The organism is Celeribacter sp. SCSIO 80788 (genome assembly GCF_051054295.1).
In the GTDB taxonomy this organism is placed as follows: Bacteria; Pseudomonadota; Alphaproteobacteria; order Rhodobacterales; family Rhodobacteraceae; genus Celeribacter.
This window is the reverse complement of record NZ_CP150482.1, coordinates 1,338,064-1,354,178: the sequence shown is the minus strand read 5'-3', so window position 1 is coordinate 1,354,178 and position 16,115 is coordinate 1,338,064. Positions and strand designations below refer to the sequence as shown.

18 protein-coding genes are annotated in these 16,115 nt (G+C 62.6%); 9 read left to right on the top strand and 9 right to left on the bottom strand.

Going from position 1 to position 16,115, the window contains the following annotated elements; all coding sequences use genetic code 11:
* Window positions 1-90 precede the first annotated feature (90 nt).
* A complete protein-coding gene (locus V1471_RS06860; RefSeq protein WP_434287604.1) occupies window positions 91-549 on the bottom strand; it encodes an RDD family protein in 459 nt (152 codons plus the stop codon).
* A gap of 72 nt (window positions 550-621) precedes the next feature.
* Window positions 622-1,125, bottom strand: coding sequence for a DUF2852 domain-containing protein (locus V1471_RS06855; protein ID WP_434287603.1), 504 nt, complete (start codon window positions 1,123-1,125; stop codon window positions 622-624).
* 244 nt (window positions 1,126-1,369) lie between these two features.
* On the opposite strand from V1471_RS06855, the gene V1471_RS06850 reads away from it, so the two are divergent.
* Window positions 1,370-1,843 (top strand): GFA family protein, encoded by a 474-nt coding sequence (locus tag V1471_RS06850; RefSeq protein WP_434287602.1) that lies wholly within the window; start codon window positions 1,370-1,372, stop codon window positions 1,841-1,843.
* Here V1471_RS06850 and V1471_RS06845 read toward each other — a convergent pair.
* Window positions 1,833-2,303: a YbaK/EbsC family protein gene (locus V1471_RS06845; RefSeq protein WP_434287601.1), complete on the bottom strand. Its 471-nt coding sequence runs from the start codon at window positions 2,301-2,303 to the stop codon at window positions 1,833-1,835. The genes V1471_RS06850 and V1471_RS06845 overlap by 11 nt on opposite strands.
* A 90-nt stretch (window positions 2,304-2,393) precedes the next feature.
* Between V1471_RS06845 and V1471_RS06840 the strand changes: the two genes are divergently transcribed.
* From V1471_RS06840 to V1471_RS06830, 3 genes are all read left to right on the top strand, one after another.
* Window positions 2,394-5,174, top strand: a complete 2,781-nt coding sequence (locus V1471_RS06840) for a glutamine-synthetase adenylyltransferase (RefSeq protein ID WP_434287600.1) — start codon at window positions 2,394-2,396, stop codon at window positions 5,172-5,174.
* 21 nt (window positions 5,175-5,195) lie between these two features.
* Window positions 5,196-5,501, top strand: a complete 306-nt coding sequence (locus V1471_RS06835) for a hypothetical protein (protein ID WP_434287599.1) — start codon at window positions 5,196-5,198, stop codon at window positions 5,499-5,501.
* 135 nt (window positions 5,502-5,636) lie between these two features.
* A complete protein-coding gene (locus V1471_RS06830; protein ID WP_434287598.1) occupies window positions 5,637-6,041 on the top strand; it encodes a TIGR01244 family sulfur transferase in 405 nt (134 codons plus the stop codon).
* A 29-nt stretch (window positions 6,042-6,070) separates the two neighbouring features.
* Here V1471_RS06830 and eda read toward each other — a convergent pair whose 3' ends face one another.
* Window positions 6,071-6,712 (bottom strand): bifunctional 4-hydroxy-2-oxoglutarate aldolase/2-dehydro-3-deoxy-phosphogluconate aldolase, encoded by a 642-nt coding sequence (gene eda / locus V1471_RS06825; RefSeq protein WP_434287597.1) that lies wholly within the window; start codon window positions 6,710-6,712, stop codon window positions 6,071-6,073.
* Between the two features lie 211 nt (window positions 6,713-6,923).
* On the opposite strand from eda, the gene V1471_RS06820 reads away from it, so the two are divergent.
* The gene (locus V1471_RS06820) at window positions 6,924-8,036 is read left to right on the top strand and encodes an NADH:flavin oxidoreductase (RefSeq protein ID WP_434287596.1); all 1,113 of its coding nucleotides are present in this window, start codon (window positions 6,924-6,926) and stop codon (window positions 8,034-8,036) included.
* Window positions 8,037-8,081: 45 nt separating this feature from the next.
* Here V1471_RS06820 and edd read toward each other — a convergent pair whose 3' ends face one another.
* Complete coding sequence (gene edd / locus V1471_RS06815) at window positions 8,082-9,899, bottom strand: phosphogluconate dehydratase (protein WP_434287595.1); 1,818 nt, start codon at window positions 9,897-9,899, stop codon at window positions 8,082-8,084.
* A gap of 281 nt (window positions 9,900-10,180) precedes the next feature.
* Here edd and V1471_RS06810 point away from each other — a divergent pair, with 281 nt between their 5' ends.
* The 4 genes from V1471_RS06810 to V1471_RS06795 all read left to right on the top strand — a co-directional run bounded on the left by V1471_RS06810 (window position 10,181) and on the right by V1471_RS06795 (window position 12,892).
* Window positions 10,181-10,333: an RSP_7527 family protein gene (locus V1471_RS06810; protein ID WP_434287594.1), complete on the top strand. Its 153-nt coding sequence runs from the start codon at window positions 10,181-10,183 to the stop codon at window positions 10,331-10,333.
* A gap of 151 nt (window positions 10,334-10,484) precedes the next feature.
* The gene (locus V1471_RS06805; protein ID WP_434287593.1) at window positions 10,485-11,096 is read left to right on the top strand and encodes a DUF6778 family protein; all 612 of its coding nucleotides are present in this window, start codon (window positions 10,485-10,487) and stop codon (window positions 11,094-11,096) included.
* A gap of 42 nt (window positions 11,097-11,138) precedes the next feature.
* Window positions 11,139-12,356 carry an RSP_2647 family RNA methyltransferase gene (locus tag V1471_RS06800; protein ID WP_434287592.1) on the top strand — a complete coding sequence of 406 codons (1,218 nt, stop codon included), beginning with the start codon at window positions 11,139-11,141 and terminating at the stop codon, window positions 12,354-12,356.
* Entirely contained in the window at window positions 12,353-12,892 is a 540-nt protein-coding gene (locus V1471_RS06795; RefSeq protein WP_434287591.1) for an RSP_2648 family PIN domain-containing protein, read from the top strand. Before V1471_RS06800 ends, V1471_RS06795 begins: the two co-directional genes overlap by 4 nt.
* 130 nt (window positions 12,893-13,022) lie before the next feature.
* On the opposite strand, the gene V1471_RS06790 is transcribed toward V1471_RS06795, so the two are convergent.
* From V1471_RS06790 to V1471_RS06775, 4 genes are all read right to left on the bottom strand, one after another.
* Window positions 13,023-13,703, bottom strand: coding sequence for a M48 family metallopeptidase (locus V1471_RS06790; protein WP_066701765.1), 681 nt, complete (start codon window positions 13,701-13,703; stop codon window positions 13,023-13,025).
* 89 nt (window positions 13,704-13,792) lie between these two features.
* Window positions 13,793-14,584, bottom strand: coding sequence for a hypothetical protein (locus V1471_RS06785; protein WP_434287590.1), 792 nt, complete (start codon window positions 14,582-14,584; stop codon window positions 13,793-13,795).
* A 149-nt stretch (window positions 14,585-14,733) separates the two neighbouring features.
* Window positions 14,734-15,933: a vWA domain-containing protein gene (locus V1471_RS06780; RefSeq protein ID WP_434287589.1), complete on the bottom strand. Its 1,200-nt coding sequence runs from the start codon at window positions 15,931-15,933 to the stop codon at window positions 14,734-14,736.
* 3 nt (window positions 15,934-15,936) lie between these two features.
* Complete coding sequence (locus V1471_RS06775; RefSeq protein ID WP_434287588.1) at window positions 15,937-16,101, bottom strand: apolipoprotein acyltransferase; 165 nt, start codon at window positions 16,099-16,101, stop codon at window positions 15,937-15,939.
* Window positions 16,102-16,115: the final 14 nt, after the last annotated feature.

The window sequence follows — 16,115 nt, the reverse complement described above, 5'->3', positions numbered from 1 at the left end:
TTCGCAAGCCTTGGGCGCGCTTTTCTTTGAAAACGCGACAAAGGGCGCAAAGCTGCGCCCTTTTTGACCTTTCGGACCGGAAATTCGGGGTCAGTAGTCCGAGGGGCGGTTGATCGCGGCGGAGCCGAGGATCAGATCGGAGAGCCCCTGTTTGCGCGCCGTGGTGAGCATCAGGATGACGGAGACCACTTGCGGCAGGCCCATGGAACACCAGACGGTGAAGAGCGTGGTGTGCAGAAACGCCATGCCAAGGTCGAAGCGCTCGCCCTTCGAGGTCCGGAATTCGATCCCCATCAGCCGCATGCCCCAAGTGGCGGAGCTGTTCGCAATCGTGATCACCCGGTAGGCATAGGAGGTCACGGCCACGAGGAAGGGAAAGAAAAAGATCCCGGTGAAGGCGGTAAAGGGGACGATCAAGGCGGCGATCACCACGCCGACGATCAGGTCCACGACAAAGGCGAGCATGCGTTTCGTCGGCACGCTGTCGTAAAAGCCGGGTTGGCGGTCGGGGTCCGGCAGACCCCAATGTTCGGTTGGATACTCACTCATACTCTGCATTCTCGGGTCTCCGAAGGGGGGAGGCAAGCCCCTTAAGGCTTGCCTTTACGCTTACTCAGAAGATCAGGCATCTTCTTTGTCGGTGTCCGCGTCCTTGTCGGCGGCAGTACGGTCTTCGGCGGCGCGGCGGGCGCGGTCGTCCATGAACTGGTCGAATTCGGCCTTGTCCTTGGCGGCGCGCAGACGTTCGAGGAAGCTTTCGAACTGACCCTGTTCCTCTTCGAGCCGTTTCAGGGTTTCTTCCTTGTAGGCGTCGAAGGCGGAATTGCCCGAGGGGCGCATCGCGGCGTGCATGGAGCGGAAGCGCTCGTGACGGTTTTCGCGGAACGGACGCGGGCCACAGCCACGGCCAAAGGGGGAGTTCGGGCGGGATTTGCAGGAAAACATGCGTTTACTCCAGATCATGTAGAAGAGAAGGGCGAGGCCGACCGGCCAGACGAAGATGAAACCGAGGACCATGGTCGCGATCCAGGCACCTTTGCCTTTGTCGTCGAGCCAGGCCTCTGCCCGGCGAAACCAGCTCGTGGCGGTCTCTGCGGGGGTGTATGTGGAGGCGACTTGGGTCATGTCATCTTTCTTTCGGTGTGTGTCGTGGTTTCAAGGGTGGGTTTCAGTGGATGTGAATGCCTTTCACATTGCAAAGATGGGGAGGTCTGCGACGTCGCGCAAGGGGTGATGTGAATGTTTTTTACATTATTTTAAAATTTTGTTTACTATCAGTTTGTTGTGGCATTTTTGGGGTGTGAATAGGAGCCTGCTCTGGTCATGCCAGCCGCTCTCATGCATGCTGGAGCGAAAGAGGAGAGACGCGATGACGACGTTACAGAAGCTCGGACGATGCCGCTGCGGAGCGGTGACCTTGACTGTCTCCGCTGCGCCGGTGATGACTGCTGCCTGCCATTGCGATGGCTGCAAGAAGATGAGTTCTTCGGCCTTTTCCCTGACCGCGATGATCCCGTCCGAGGCACTTGCGGTGCAGGGCGAGGTGGTGAAAGGCGGCGCGCAGGGGCCGGAGCTCGATCACTATTGCTGTCCGTCCTGCAAGACATGGATGTTCACCCGGATCACCGGGTTCGAGGCGTTGACCAACATTCGTCCGACGCTGTTCGATACGGAAGACCCGGAGATTCAGGCGTGGTGTCGACCCTATATCGAGACCATGGCGGCCAAGCGTCTGCCTTGGGTCACGACGCCCGCCGAACATGTGTTCGAGGCGATGCCGGATATGGCCGGGTTCCCGGACCTGCTCAAAGGTTTTTCTGAGCGGAGTGACGTCAGGCGGTGAACTCCGCCACTGTCGCGCCGGAGATGTGCAGGAGATCGGCAGGCGCGATCTCGAAAATATGGCGCGGTGTGCCAGCCGCGGCCCAGACCGTCGCGAATGTGCTCAGTTTCGGATCGAAATAGACATGCGGTGGGATGAGATGCCCGACCGGCGAGACGCCGCCAATGGCAAAGCCGGTCACCTTGCGCACCTCTTTTCCGTCGGCGCGCTCCAGAGGTTCTCCGGCCACTTTTGCGGCTTTCTCAAGCTCCACCTGATCGCCGCCCGCCGTGATAAAGAGGCAAATCGCGCCGCTTTCCGTCCCTTTGAACACGATCGACTTGGCGATCTGATCGATATGGCATCCAGCCTGATCGGCGGCCTCCTGTGCCGTGCGGGTTGAGCCGTCCATTTCGAGGATATGGATCGTGAGACCGGCGTCGGCCAGCGCCTCTTCGACACGTTTGAGACTTTTCGACATGGCAGACTCCTTTGCGCTTTTGAACCATGTCGTTTGGCCTTGCGCAAGGTGTTGGAAATCTGATGTTTTAGAGCAGATGGAGGAGACATCATGACATTCGAGACCCGGATCACCCGCAGCCCGCGCCCCTATGAGCCGGAGCGCGCCACGGAGGCGCGCGCGGCCTTACCCGATCTCACCGGCGCCACGGCGGAGGTGATCGCGGGCGCGGCGGGGTCTGCGCCCTATCTGCACGGGCTGACCCTCAAGGAAGCGGATTGGCTGCCGGAGGCCCTGTCCGCTCCGGAGGCCGCTTTGGCGGGGGAGATTGCCCGGATCGAGGCGCTGCCTTTTGATCAGATCGACACCGGGCTGCGACAGGCCAAGCGTCGCGTGGCACTTCTGGCCGGTCTCTGCGATCTCGGTGGTGTCTGGACGCTGTCCGAGGTCACTGGCGCGTTGTCGCTTCTGGCCGACCGGGCGACCCATGTGGCGCTGCGGGCGCATGTGGCACGCGAGATCCGCAAGGGCAAACTCCCCGGCCAGACCGAAGACGATATTGAGGCCTGCGGTGGCATGTTCGCGCTGGCCATGGGGAAGCATGGGGCGGGAGAGCTGAATTATTCCTCCGACATCGACCTGATTTGTCTGTTCGACGAGGAGCGTTTCGAGGGTATCGACCGAATGGAGGCGCGCGCGGGCTTCATTCGCGCCACGCGCCGCGCCATGGCGGCGTTGTCCGATCTGACCGCCGAGGGCTACGTGTTCCGCACCGATCTGCGGCTGCGCCCCGATCCGTCGGTGACGCCGGTGTGTTTCGCCATGGAGGCCGCCGAACGCTATTACGAAAGCGTCGGGCGCACATGGGAGCGCGCGGCCTATATCAAGGCACGGGCCTGTGCGGGTGATCTGGACGCGGGGGGACGGTTTCTGAAGGGGATGATGCCGTTCGTCTGGCGCAAACACCTCGATTTCAACGCCATTCGCGAGACCCATGACATGCGGCTGAAAATCCGTGCGCACAAGGGGTTGGGCGGGGCGTTGAAGCTCGAAGGCCACAACATGAAACTCGGCTTTGGCGGCATTCGCGAGATCGAATTCTTTGCCCAGACCCGGCAGTTGATCGCTGGCGGGCGCGACCCGGATCTGCGGCTTCGGGGCACGGTTCCTGCGCTTGCCATGCTGGCGGAGAAGGGCTGGGTCGAGGCGGACGTGGCCGAACAGCTCAGCCGGGATTACGAGGCGCATCGCGAGGTCGAGCACCGGCTACAGATGCTACGCGACCAGCAGACCCACAGCCTGCCGACCGCACCGGAGGAATTCGACCGTCTGGCCGCGCTCATGGGCACCACGGTCGTGGCGATGCGCGCGGAGATTGCCGAGCGCTGTGAGCGGGTCAATGCGTTGACCGAGGATTTCTTTGCCCCGGGTGAGGCCGCGCCGACGCCCGATCTCTCGCCCGAACAGGCGGAGGTCACGGCGCGCTGGTCGACCTATCCCTGTCTGCGCACGGCGCGGGCACAGGAGATTTTCGAGCGGCTGAAACCCGAGCTTTTGACCCGTATCCAGCGCCTCGACAAGCCGGAGGAGGCGCTCAGCCATCTCGACGGCTTCCTACGCGGCCTGCCTGCGGGGGTGCAGCTCTTCGCGTTGTTCGAGGCCAACCCGCAGCTCATCGACCTGATCCTCGACATCGTGTCCACGGCACCGCATCTGGCGCGCTATCTGTCGCGCAACGCCCAAGTGCTCGACGCGGTGATCGGCGGGCGGTTCTTTGCGTCCTGGCCGGGGCGTGAGGGGCTGATTGCGCTTCTCGACACGCATCTCGAGGAGGCTGGGGATTACGAACGCCAGCTCGACGCCTGTCGCCGCTGGGCCAAGGAATGGCATTTCCGGGTCGGGGTGCATCAGCTCCGCGATCTGATCACCGCCGACGAGGCCGGGTCGCAATATTGCGACATTGCGGCGGCCTGTGTCGCGGCGCTCTATCCGCAGGTCGTCGCCGAATTTACCCACAAACACGGCCCGCCGCCGGGGCGGGGCGCGATGGTTCTGGGCATGGGCTCTCTGGGCGCGGGGCGGCTGACGGCGGCCTCCGATCTCGACATGATCGTGATCTACGATGCCGCGGGGGTGGATATGTCCGAGGGGCGCAAGCCCTTGCAATCGCGCAGCTATTACGCTCGTCTGACGCAAGCCCTGATCACCGCCATGACGGCGCAGACCGCCGAGGGGCGGCTCTATGAGGTCGATATGCGGCTCCGTCCCTCCGGCAAACAAGGCCCGGTTGCGACCTCGCTCGAGAGCTTCGTGAGCTATCAGCGCGAAGAGGCCTGGGTCTGGGAACATCTGGCGTTGACGCGGGGGCGGGCCTTGGCGGGCGATCCCGAGCTGATGCACGCGGTCGACGATTTCCGCGCCGATCTCATTGCTGGCCCTCGGGAGGAGGCTCGTATCCGACAGGAGACCTGTGAGATGCGCGCGCGTCTGGCAGAGGCCAAGCCCGGCAGCGACTGGGACCCGAAAAACGGTCCCGGACGGATGATGGACATCGAACTATTGGCCGAAACGGCGGCGCTTCTGTCGGGCAGCGCGGAACAGGACATTTATGCCCAGCTCGGTGCCGGACGGGCGGCAAACTGGCTCACGGGGGACGAATACGCGCTTTTGGTCGAAACCTACCGGCTGATGTGGCGGCTGCAATCGGCGGCGCGGCTTCTGACCGGCGAGGCGCTCGATCCGGAGGCTGTGGGCGCGGGCGGGCGCGGCTTTCTCATGCGCTCCAACGGGGCGGTGAGTATGTCGGCTTTGTCCGAAGAACTGAAATCGCGTGCTGCGGCGTCCGCGACGGCGATCACGGCGGTGCTTGCGCGTCCCTTGCCGGGTGCGTAAGCCTGTCTCAGGAGGTGCCTCATGGCGCAAAGACATCCTTACCCGAACCTGCCGGAGGTGGATCAAGCGCTCGACCCGGGCGGGCTGATCCGCGAATCCTACCGGATCGAGGGGCTGGGTCTGCCGGAGGCACGCTCGATCTTTCTCGACTGGGCGATCAAGATCGACCCGGAGCTGGCGCCGCAGATCGCGATCCGTCGGCTTCTGGCGCTCTATGCGCCTTTGGGGGGGGCGGAGCATCCGATGACCGTGGTGCTGACCGAAGGTCTGGGCAAACTGGGCGGTCCGGGCGGGCGTCGTGGCGGTTCACGGGCGCGCCGCGGCTAAATGCCTCCGAGCTGAACTTTTTCGATTTTTCGGGATTTGTCACCTTCTCTCCGGTCTGTGTTCAGCGCCTGTTTACCCTTTGGTCGGATGCTGTGGGGAAAATGCATTTTCACGCACAGTCCAGAGGTGACCTCCATGAGGATCAAACGATTAAACGGCATGTTCACGGTCGCCACTCAGGTGGATCTGGCCAAAATCAGCAAGATTGCCGAGACCGGGTACAAGACCATCGTCTGCAATCGCCCGGATGGCGAGGGGCCGGATCAGCCCACCTTCGACGAGATGTCGAAAATCGCCCGCGATCTCGGGTTGCGCACCGTTTACATTCCGATTGCCCTGACCGGGGCGACGGAAATGGATCATGCCACCTTCGCCCGTGTGATCGAGGATATGCCGAAACCCATTCTCGCCTATTGCCGCTCCGGCACTCGCTCCGCGACGCTCTGGTCGCATTGGGAACAGGAGGCTTCGGGCTATCACCGGGCCGAACACCGCGGCGGTACGATTGCGCGCGCGCCGCAGCGCCGCGTGTCGGCCTGAGCGATCGCCTGAGGGCAGCTAACGCATGATCAACGCGGCAGGGCGGCGGCTTCGCGGGCCAGCTCCTCGATGGCTTTCCAGTCGCCCTTTTCCACCAAATCCGCGGGCGCAACCCAGCTCCCGCCCACGCAAAGCGTGTTGGACAGGGACAGGTAATCGCGAGCGTTTTTCAGCGAAACGCCACCCGTGGGGCAGAACCTCATCTGCGGCAGGGGCGCGCCGATGGCCTTGAGCGCAGGTGCGCCGCCATTGGCCTCGGCGGGGAAGAATTTCGCGACCGTATAGCCGCGCTCCAGAAGTTTCATGACATCGGAGGCGGTCGAGGTGCCCGCCAAAAGCGGCAGGTCGGCGGCTTCGCAGGCGTCCAGAAGCGTGTCGGTCGCGCCCGGAGAGACGCCGAATTTCGCGCCTGCTTCCACGGCGTTTTTCACGTCCAGAGGCGTCAAAAGCGTCCCTGCACCAACCACACCGCCTTCGACCCTGGCCATTTCGCGGATCACGTCGAGCGCCACGGGTGTGCGCAGCGTCACCTCAAGCGCGGGCAGACCGCCTGCAACCAGCGCTTCGGCCAGAGGGCGGGCATGGGCTACGTCTTTCACCACGAGCACGGGCACGACGGGGGCGAGGCCACAGACCTCCGCACATTTCTGGCTGGCGTCCTGAGGGGTCATGTTCTGTCTCCTGGTGAGGAATGTGGGGAGTCGCTGTGATGCGTTGCGTGATTGTTAGCGCTAAATTTGCCTTTGCGAAAGCCTATGCTGCGGATGCGCTACCTCCCAGAGCCTCTTCGCCTGCGCGATTTTGTCAAGCCACCCCTGCGGGGCTTGTAGCATGTTTGCGCCATCATAGATCAGCGGGATACGCACACAGAGGAGCGCGAAGATGACCGTAGAGATCGACACTTTGTTCCGATCGTTCACTTACAAAGGGCTGAGCCTGAAAAACCGCATCGTCATGGCGCCGATGACGCGGGGCATGGCGCCTGACGGCATTCCGGGCGCGCCGAACGCCGCCTATTACGCCCGCCGCGCCGCGCATGAGGTGGGGTTGATCCTGTCCGAGGGCACGGTGATCGACCGACCGGCCTCGCGCAACCTGCCGGGCATTCCGTTTTTCCATGGCGACGCGGCTCTGGCCGGGTGGAAGGGCGTGATCGAGGCGGTTCATGCCGAGGGCGGCAAGATGGGGCCGCAGATCTGGCACACCGGCTCGACGCGGGGCGGCGATTGGGAGCCGGAGGTGCCGGTCGAAAGCCCCTCGGGTCTTGTGGGGCCGAACGATCCACGCGGCGTTGCGATGTCCAAGGCCGATATCGAGGCGACGATTGCGGCCTTTGCGGCCTCGGCCAAGGCCGCAAAGGATCTGGGCTTTGACGTGGCCGAGCTGCATGGCGCGCATGGCTATCTGATCGACCAGTTCTTCTGGGCGGGGACTAACCTGCGCGACGATCACTGGGGTGGCAAGACAATCGAAGAGCGGTCGCGCTTTGCCGTGGCGGTGATCAAAGCGGTGCGGGCCGCTGTCGGCCCCGATTTCCCGATCATCCTGCGCCTGAGCCAATGGAAACAACAGGATTACGGCGTCAAACTCGCCGCCGATCCGGCGGAGATGGAGCGCTGGCTCACGCCGCTCGTGGAGGCGGGCGTCGACATTCTGCACTGTTCGCAGCGCCGGTTCTGGGAGCCGGAATTCCCGGAGATCGATGGCGAAGAGGGGCTGAACTTCGCGGGCTGGGCCAAGAAAATCACTGGCGTGCCGACGATTTCGGTGGGCTCCGTGGGGCTGTCGGGCGAATTCCTTGCGGCTTTTGGCGGCGAAAGCTCGACGGTCACTCCGCTCGATAATCTGGTGAGACGCATGGCGGCGGAGGAATTCGATCTGATCGCCGTGGGCCGTGCGATCCTGTCGGATTACGCTTGGGCCGAAAAGGTCAAACGCGGTGCGGTCGACGAGTTGAAGGGCTTCGATCCCGCCTCTCTGGGCCAGTTGCTCTGATGCGTGAGACGCCCGCCGATCTGGCGGGCGTTTTCATATGTGCGCTCAGAACAGCGAGCAGGCGCCCTCGGTGGCGGGGCCTGCGTTCTGGCGGAAGGTCTCGAACAGCTCGCGGCCCATGCCGACCTTGTTGGCGGAGAGATCGGCAGTCACCGTTTCTCGCGCCTCGAAGCCCTCTTCCAAGACCTCAAGCGTGCCACTGATCGCATCGACCCGCACCAGATCGCCGTCTTTGAGCTTGGCAATCGGCCCGCCGGTCACGGCCTCCGGAGAGACATGGATGCAGGCGGGCACCTTGCCGGACGCACCGGACATCCGCCCGTCGGTCACCAGCGCGACTTTGAGACCGCGATCCTGCAACACGGCAAGCGTCGGCGTCAGCGAATGCAGCTCCGGCATGCCATTGGCGCGCGGGCCTTGGAACCGGACGACGACCACGGTGTCTTCGGTAAATTCGCCGGCCTGAAACGCCTTTTTGACGTCGTGCTGATCGTGGAAAATCCGTGCTTTCGCCTCGACCACATGGTGTTCGGGCTTCACAGCGGAAACTTTCATCACGCCGCGCCCGAGATTGCCGCGCAACTCCTTCAGCCCACCGCTTTTCTGGAACGGATCGGAGGCGGGGCGCAGGATCATATCGTTGACGCTTTCGCGCTCCGGCTCCTCGAAGGTGAGAACACCGTCCCGGAGTTTCGGCTCTTTCGTGTAAAGCGACAGGCCCTCACCAGCGACGGTTTTGACGTCCTCATGGAGCAAACCGGCATCGAGCAATTCGCCGATCAGATAGGACAGGCCGCCCGCCGCGTGGAAATGGTTCACATCGGCAAGCCCGTTCGGATAGACCTTGGCCAATAGCGGCACCACATCGGAAATCTCGGAGAAATCTTCCAGATCGAGGAGAATCCCGGCGGCGCGCGCCATCGCCGGCAGGTGCAGCACGAGGTTGGTCGACCCGCCCGTGGCCATCAGCCCGACGATGCCGTTCACAAAGGCCTTTTCATCGAGAATGGCGCCCGCAGGCGTATATTCATTGCCAAAGGCGGTGATCTGAAGCGCGCGTTTGGCGGCTTCGCGGGTCAATGCGTCGCGCAGATCGGTGCCGGGATTGACGAAAGACGCGCCCGGAAGATGCAGCCCCATGACCTCCATCAGCATCTGGTTCGAGTTCGCGGTGCCGTAGAAGGTGCAGGTGCCTTGGCCGTGATAGGCCTTCATCTCGCTGTCCATCAACTCGCGGCGGGTGATCTCGCCGGTGGCGAATTTCTGGCGGGCCTTGGATTTTTCGTCATTCGAGATGCCGGTGGTCATCGGACCTGCGGGCACGAAAACGGTTGGCACATGGCCAAACGCGGCGGTGGCCATGATCAGACCCGGCACGATCTTGTCGCAGATGCCCATATAAAGCGCCGCGTCATAGCAATTATGCGACATGGCGATGGAGGCCGAAAGCGCGATCGTGTCGCGCGAAAAAAGCGAGAGTTCCATGCCGGTCTGGCCCTGTGTCACCCCGTCGCACATCGCCGGTACCCCGCCCGCGACCTGTGCCGTGGCGCCGTTTTGATGCGCGACCTCGCGGATGATGTCGGGGTAATGCTCATAGGGCTTATGCGCCGAGAGCATGTCATTATAGGCGGTTACGATGCCGATATTGGGCGCGCGCCCGTCGGCGAGCGTCGCCTGATCGTCCCCCATGGCGGCATAGGCATGGGCTTGATTGCCGCAGGAGAGATGCGCCCGCGCCGGACCTTGCTCTGCCGCATCCGCGATCCGGGCGAGATAGGCCTCGCGGGTCGGGCGGGAGCGTTCGATGATGCGTTGGGTGACGTTTGCGATCTCGGGGACGATCTGGGCGTTCAGGGGCATGACGGGCCTTTTGCTGGTCTGGCCAAATGGGCACATGGGAAGGTCTGAAAATAGTTAGCGCTAACTTAACCCTTGCGGCCGGGAATGTCCATTGTGGCGTGGGGCTGTCGTTGCCTATGCTGCACACGCAAGGGGGTTGCTGCAAGTGCATAACGGCTCTTCGCAATTGGCACTCGTCTGCGTCAGTGGTTTTGACCTATAAATGAGCCATCGGGAGGATCAACACAATCGCGCCATTGTCGGTAGAGACCGGCGGGCCAACACTTGAATAGGTGATCCTGATGACCACACGTACCGTCGTTCAATTTTCCCATCTCGCCGTCGAAGCCGAAGCCCGCAAACTGCGTGCTCAGGCCATGCGCTCGATGATCAGCGCAACCGGCAAATGGCTCCGTGGCCGCTTCCATGGCGGTCGCGCCGCCGAACTGGCCTGAACCGGGCTGATCGGCACATAACAGGCGAAACGCCACTGCCCACGCACGATAACGCTTTGAAAATCCCGGAAATGCTCCGGGATTTTCGCATTTTGGCCTCATTTCCCCGGCATCGTTAACCACGAAATAGGGGAGATCCCCGGAGGCCGTCATGAAACAGACATTCAAAATCGCAGCAGCCCTGATCCTTGCAGCCGCCACCAGCGCCTGCACGATGGAAACCACGTCGCGGGCGGTGCCGTTCGATCTGCCGCTGGGCGCGCAGGCGTCTGACGCCGTCATGATCGCGCCGGATTTCCGGGTCGCACAGATCAACGTGGTGGTGCCGGGGACGCTGACCGTGTCCGAGGACAATGGCATCAAGCCGCGCGCCGATATCGTCTGGCGTGAGGACCCGTTCGGCAACCGCTATGAGCAGGTGAAGTCGGTTATGGAAGCCGGTTTGAACGCGGGCGCCAATGCGCTTGAGGGATCGCGCGCCGTGGTGCTTGACGTGCAACTCGTGCGTTTTCATGCCCAGACGCAGAAAGTGCGCTATTCCTCACTGCCGTCCAAACATGAGATCGAATTCCTGTTGACCGTGCGCGATGCCAACACCGGTGCGGTCATTGTGCCGTCCCATATGGTCAACGCGACGCTCAATGCGCTTGGGGGCAATGCTGCCGTGGCCGCCGACCGTGCCGGGATCACCCAGCGGATGCGGATCGGCGAACATCTTGCGGGCGTGATCTATGGCGAGCTGACCAAGCCGATCGCACTCTGATCCCTCTTCCTTGCAGATCGAAACAGCGCTAAGAGGGCTCTCATGACAGAGCCCTCTTATTCACTTCCGACCATCCGCCTCAAACCCAAATCCAACGCCCGTGCGATCCGCCACGGCGCACCTTGGGTCTATGATAACGAGCTGGTCACCGACCGACGCACCAAAGCGATTGCGCCCGGCACCATCGCCCGTCTCGAAGATGCGGAGCAGAATTTTCTGGCCCTCGTGGCGGTCAATCCGAATTCGCGCATCTTTGCCCGCGTGCTCGACCGCGACGAGGCGGGGGTGATCGACGCGGCGTGGTTCCGCGCCAAGCTCGCGACTGCTCTGGCGCATCGCGAGACCCTGTTCGAAGCGCCTTTCTATCGGCTGGTCCATGCCGAGGCCGATGGTCTTCCGGGCGTGGTGATCGACCGGTTCGGCGATACGTGCGTGGTGCAGCCCAACGCCGCATGGGCCGATGTTTTGATCGAACCTCTGGCTGAGGCGCTGCGCGAGGTGACCGGGGTCACGACGGTGGTGATGAACGGCACGGGGCGGGCGCGCGGTCTCGAAGGGCTTGAAGAGAAAACGGAAATTCTCTCTGGCAAGGTCGACGAACCGATCCCTGTGCCGATGAATGGCGCGACCTATATGGCCGATCTCATGGGCGGGCAGAAAACCGGCCTGTTCTACGATCAGCGTCCGAACCATGCCTTTGCCCAGCGTCTGGTCGCGGGCAAAAAGGTTTTGGATGTGTTCTCCCATGTCGGTGGGTTTGCGCTGGCCTCTCTCGCAGGTGGTGCGGCCTCGGCGCTGTCGGTCGACAGCTCGGCCGCAGCCCTCGATCTCGCTGAAAAAGGCGCAGACGCGATGGGGAAATCGGCCGTGTTTTCAACGCGCAAAGGCGATGCTTTCGATGTCATGGCGGCTTTGGCGGAAGAGGGTGAGACATTCGACGTGGTGATCTGCGATCCGCCCGCGTTTGCGCCCTCGAAACCGGCTTTGGAAAAGGGGCTGCGCGCCTATGAACGTGTCGCCCGCATGGCCGCGCCGCTGGTGCGGGAGGGCGGGTATTTGGGGCTTTGCTCTTGTTCGCATGCGGCGGATTTGGAGAAGTTTCGCACCGCCTGTAACCGTGGGATCGGGCGCGGTGTCGGGCATCTTGGACGCTCGGCGCAACTGATCCATACGGGGTTTGCGGGCGCGGATCATCCGCTCATGCCGCAGCTCGCGGAGAGCGGTTATTTGAAGGCGCTGTTCTACCGGATCCTGCCGTGAAAGTGCTTCTCGACGCCTGCGTGCTCTACCCGACGGTGATGCGGGAGGTGCTTCTGGGCGTCGCGAAACGCGGGCTTTACACGCCTTTGTGGTCGGCGCGCATTCTCGAGGAATGGGCGCGGGCCGCGCGCAAAATCGGCCCCGAGGGCGAGGCGCAGGCGCGCGGCGAAGTGGCGCTTGTGCGAGCGGGGTTTCCGAAGGCGGAAGTCAAAGAACACAAAGGCTTAGAAGCGCGTCTTTATCTGACGGACGAGAACGATATTCACGTTCTGGCCGCCGCGATTGCGGGCGGCGCGGAGGCGATCGTGACCGTGAATGCGCAGGATTTTCCGCGCCATATTCTGGCCGAGGAAGGGCTTGAGCGCTGGGACCCGGACGGGTTTCTCTGGCGGCTCTGGTCGGATCATCCCGAGGCTGTGGCGGCGGCGGTCGAAGAGGTGCGGGCGGAGGCCGAACGGCTTTCGGGCGAGGCCTGGGATGTGCGGCGGCTTTTGAAAAAGGCGCATCTGCCCCGGCTGGGCAAGGCGCTTGGCTGATCCGTTTTTGAGTATTTTTGCCATCGGAAAACAGAAGACCGTTTTGCTCTGAAACGGTTGATTTTGTCTGTCGGATTTGCGTCGGACTTGTGTCGGACATCCGTCGGGCACGGTGCGGGCGCTCAGGCGGTCACGACCATTTCGCCTCATTGGCCTCGATGGCTTTGATCCGCTCTTCGGTCTTCGGGTGGCTCATCAGCCATGCGGGCATCGAGGCGCCATGGGCGCCGGTGAGATGCGGCAGTTTTTCGAAGAGCGATTTTTGTGGGCCGGTGCCGATCCCGGCCTTGATCAAAAGTGCTGTGGCGTAGGCGTCGGCCTCGTATTCGTCGGAGCGCGACAGCTTGGCGGCGAGCATCTGGGTCAGCCAGCCCGCAATATAGACGCCGAGGCCGGGAAGGATGCGCGACAGCAGCATGGCCAGCGCCGTGCGCAGCGCATTCTGACCGGAGAAGTCGATCATCCGGCGTTTCGAATGGCCAAGGGCGACATGGCCCAATTCATGCGCGATGACGGAGGCCATTTCGGTGTCGGTGATCTGGCCCTGACGGAATTTGTCGTAAAAGCCGCGGGTGATGTAGACCTTGCCATCGGGGGCGGCGAGGCCGTTGACCGGCTCGATCTCGTAGAGAAACACCCGCACGCGGGGCAGATCGAGGGCGCGGGCGAGTTGACCGAAGGCGCGGGCCAGCGCCGGGTCCGCGAGTTCGGAGGAGCGCGCCTCCAATTCCCGCAGGGTGCGCCAGACGGACATGCGGTACATGGCAATGCCCCAGATCAGGGCGAGGAGGAGCGGCGTGAATTTCAACATGACCGGAATATGGGGGCGACCGGGGCGGAGGGAAACCCCGCCCGGTCGCATTTTTCCGATCCCTGTGGCGCGCCTCTGTGCGGTGTCGCCTATCGTTCGAGCGACCGGACCGTGTGCCGTGCCAGCAGCCCGGTGAGCGGCCGCACCGGAGCGAAGGTTTCTTCGTACAGAGGGCGGATCGCCTGTCTGTTGCCGCCGGGGCGCCAGGTCAAAAGCGCGCTGACCCCGAAGCTGTCGTCATTGCCCGCCGTGTCGGTGACGAAACTGTAGCTGGCGCTCAGTGTCAGGTCGACGGGGGCCGTGGCAAAGGACCATGTGGCGCCGAGTGCGGCGGTCAGATCGCGGGAGGCCAGATCGCTTTCCTCCATATCGTAACCCGAGAGCGAGGCGGAGAGGGCGAGATGCTCGCCGATACCGGTTTTCACGCCGATGTCGCCGAAGATGAAATCGCGGTTGTCCGGCTGATAGAGGCCGATCCCGGCGCGCATCGACAGGAGGGTCTGGTCCTCAATGGCCCAAAGACCTTCGATGCCGAGCGTGCCGATATAGGCCGCTTCCTGATTGATGTCGGTATAGGCCGCGAAGAGACCGTATTTCGCATCGGCATTGGGCCGCATGTAGAGATGGCCCGCGAGCGTGCCTTGCCAATGATCGGGAAACGAGGTGGTGCTCAGATCCAGTTGCAGCCCGTGATAGCGCGAAATGGCGTAATCGAGCGTGCCATCCGCCGTGGCGATCGATGTGTCGTTCAGGGAGATGTAGCCGATGCTGCTGTTGGCACCGAGAAATCCGAGGCCGCTGTCGGCCGTTGCGGCCAGCGGTGTGAGTGTGGTTGCGAGCGCCGTCGCGCCACACATGGAGAGATATGAGAGCCGTGTCATGTTTTCACCCATTCGCGGCGACGGACCATGGTTCGGTCTTTGTGTCTCCGCCTTTCCCAAGCTGCCCCCAGCCCGATTTCAGACACAATTATGACACGTTCCGGATTGTTAAGATATTCTTAAGTAAACAATTGGTTAACGAGGGAAGTTCAGGTCTTTTTTGGCATTTGCGACAGGAGTTTCATGCCACGGTCCAGCCCTTCGAGCGTCATCGGCACCATGCGGTCCTCGAAGATCTCGCGGATCATGGCGATGGATTGCGTGTAGGGCCAATGGGTCTCCGGCACCGGGTTGAGCCAGAGGTGATCGGGCCATGTGGCCCGCGCGCGGGCAAGCCAAGTCGCGCCCGCTTCCTCGTTCCAATGCTCATTGGCGCCGCCGGGGAGGACGATCTCGTAGGGCGACATCGAGGCGTCGCCGACGAAGATCACTTTGTAATCCTTGCCATAGGTGTTCATCACCTCGCGGGTGGGAATTTTCTCGCCCCAGCGGCGGCGGTTGTCGCGCCAGACACCTTCGTAGAGGCAATTGTGGAAATAGTAATATTCGAGATGTTTGAATTCGCTGCGGGCGGCGGAGAACAGCTCCTCGACCACCTTGATGTGATCGTCCATCGAGCCGCCGACGTCGAAGAACATCAGGACCTTGACGGCATTGTGCCGTTCGGGGCGGGTCTGGACGTCGAGATAGCCATGCTCGGCGGTGGCGCGGATGGTGCCGTCGAGATCGAGCTCCTCATGCGCGCTGGTGCGCGCCCATTTGCGCAGGCGTTTCATCGCGAGCTTGATGTTGCGGGTGCCGATCTCGACCGTGTCGTCGAGATTTTTGAACTCGCGCTTGTCCCAGACTTTGACGGCACGGCGATGGCGGGATTGATCCTGACCGACGCGGACGCCCTCGGGGTTGTAGCCATAGGCACCAAAGGGCGAGGTGCCCCCGGTTCCGATCCATTTGTTGCCGCCCTGATGGCGACCTTTCTGTTCTTCGAGCCGCTGTTTGAGCGTCTCCATCAGCTTGTCGAACCCGCCCAGAGCCTCGATCTCGGCCATTTCCTCGGGGGTGAGATGTTTCTCCATCTCCTTGCGCAGCCAGTCTTCGGGCAGGTCGAGCGCGTTCAGGACGTCGTCTGAGGAGATGCTTTCAAGGCCTTGAAAGGTCTTGGAAAAGGCGCGGTCGAAACGGTCGAGGTGGCGTTCGTCCTTGACCATGGTGGTGCGGGCGAGGAAGTAAAACTCTTCGATGTCGTAGAGCGCGAGGCCGCGGTCCATGGCCTCCAGAAAGGCGAGGAATTCGCGCAAGGAAACCGGGACGCCTTCGGAGCGCAGGATGTCGAAGAAGCGCAGGAACATAGTTCAGACCATGCGGTCGAGGAGGACGCCCAGAAACAGGCCGATCACGGCGAAGATCAGCGCGTAGACCGCCATATATTGCAGCTTGTCGGCGCGGTTGCCGCCGCGTTTGCTGGCCAGTCGCCAGCCCCAAAGCCCGCCCATCACGGTCAGAATGATCCCGATCATCTCTCGCTCCCCTT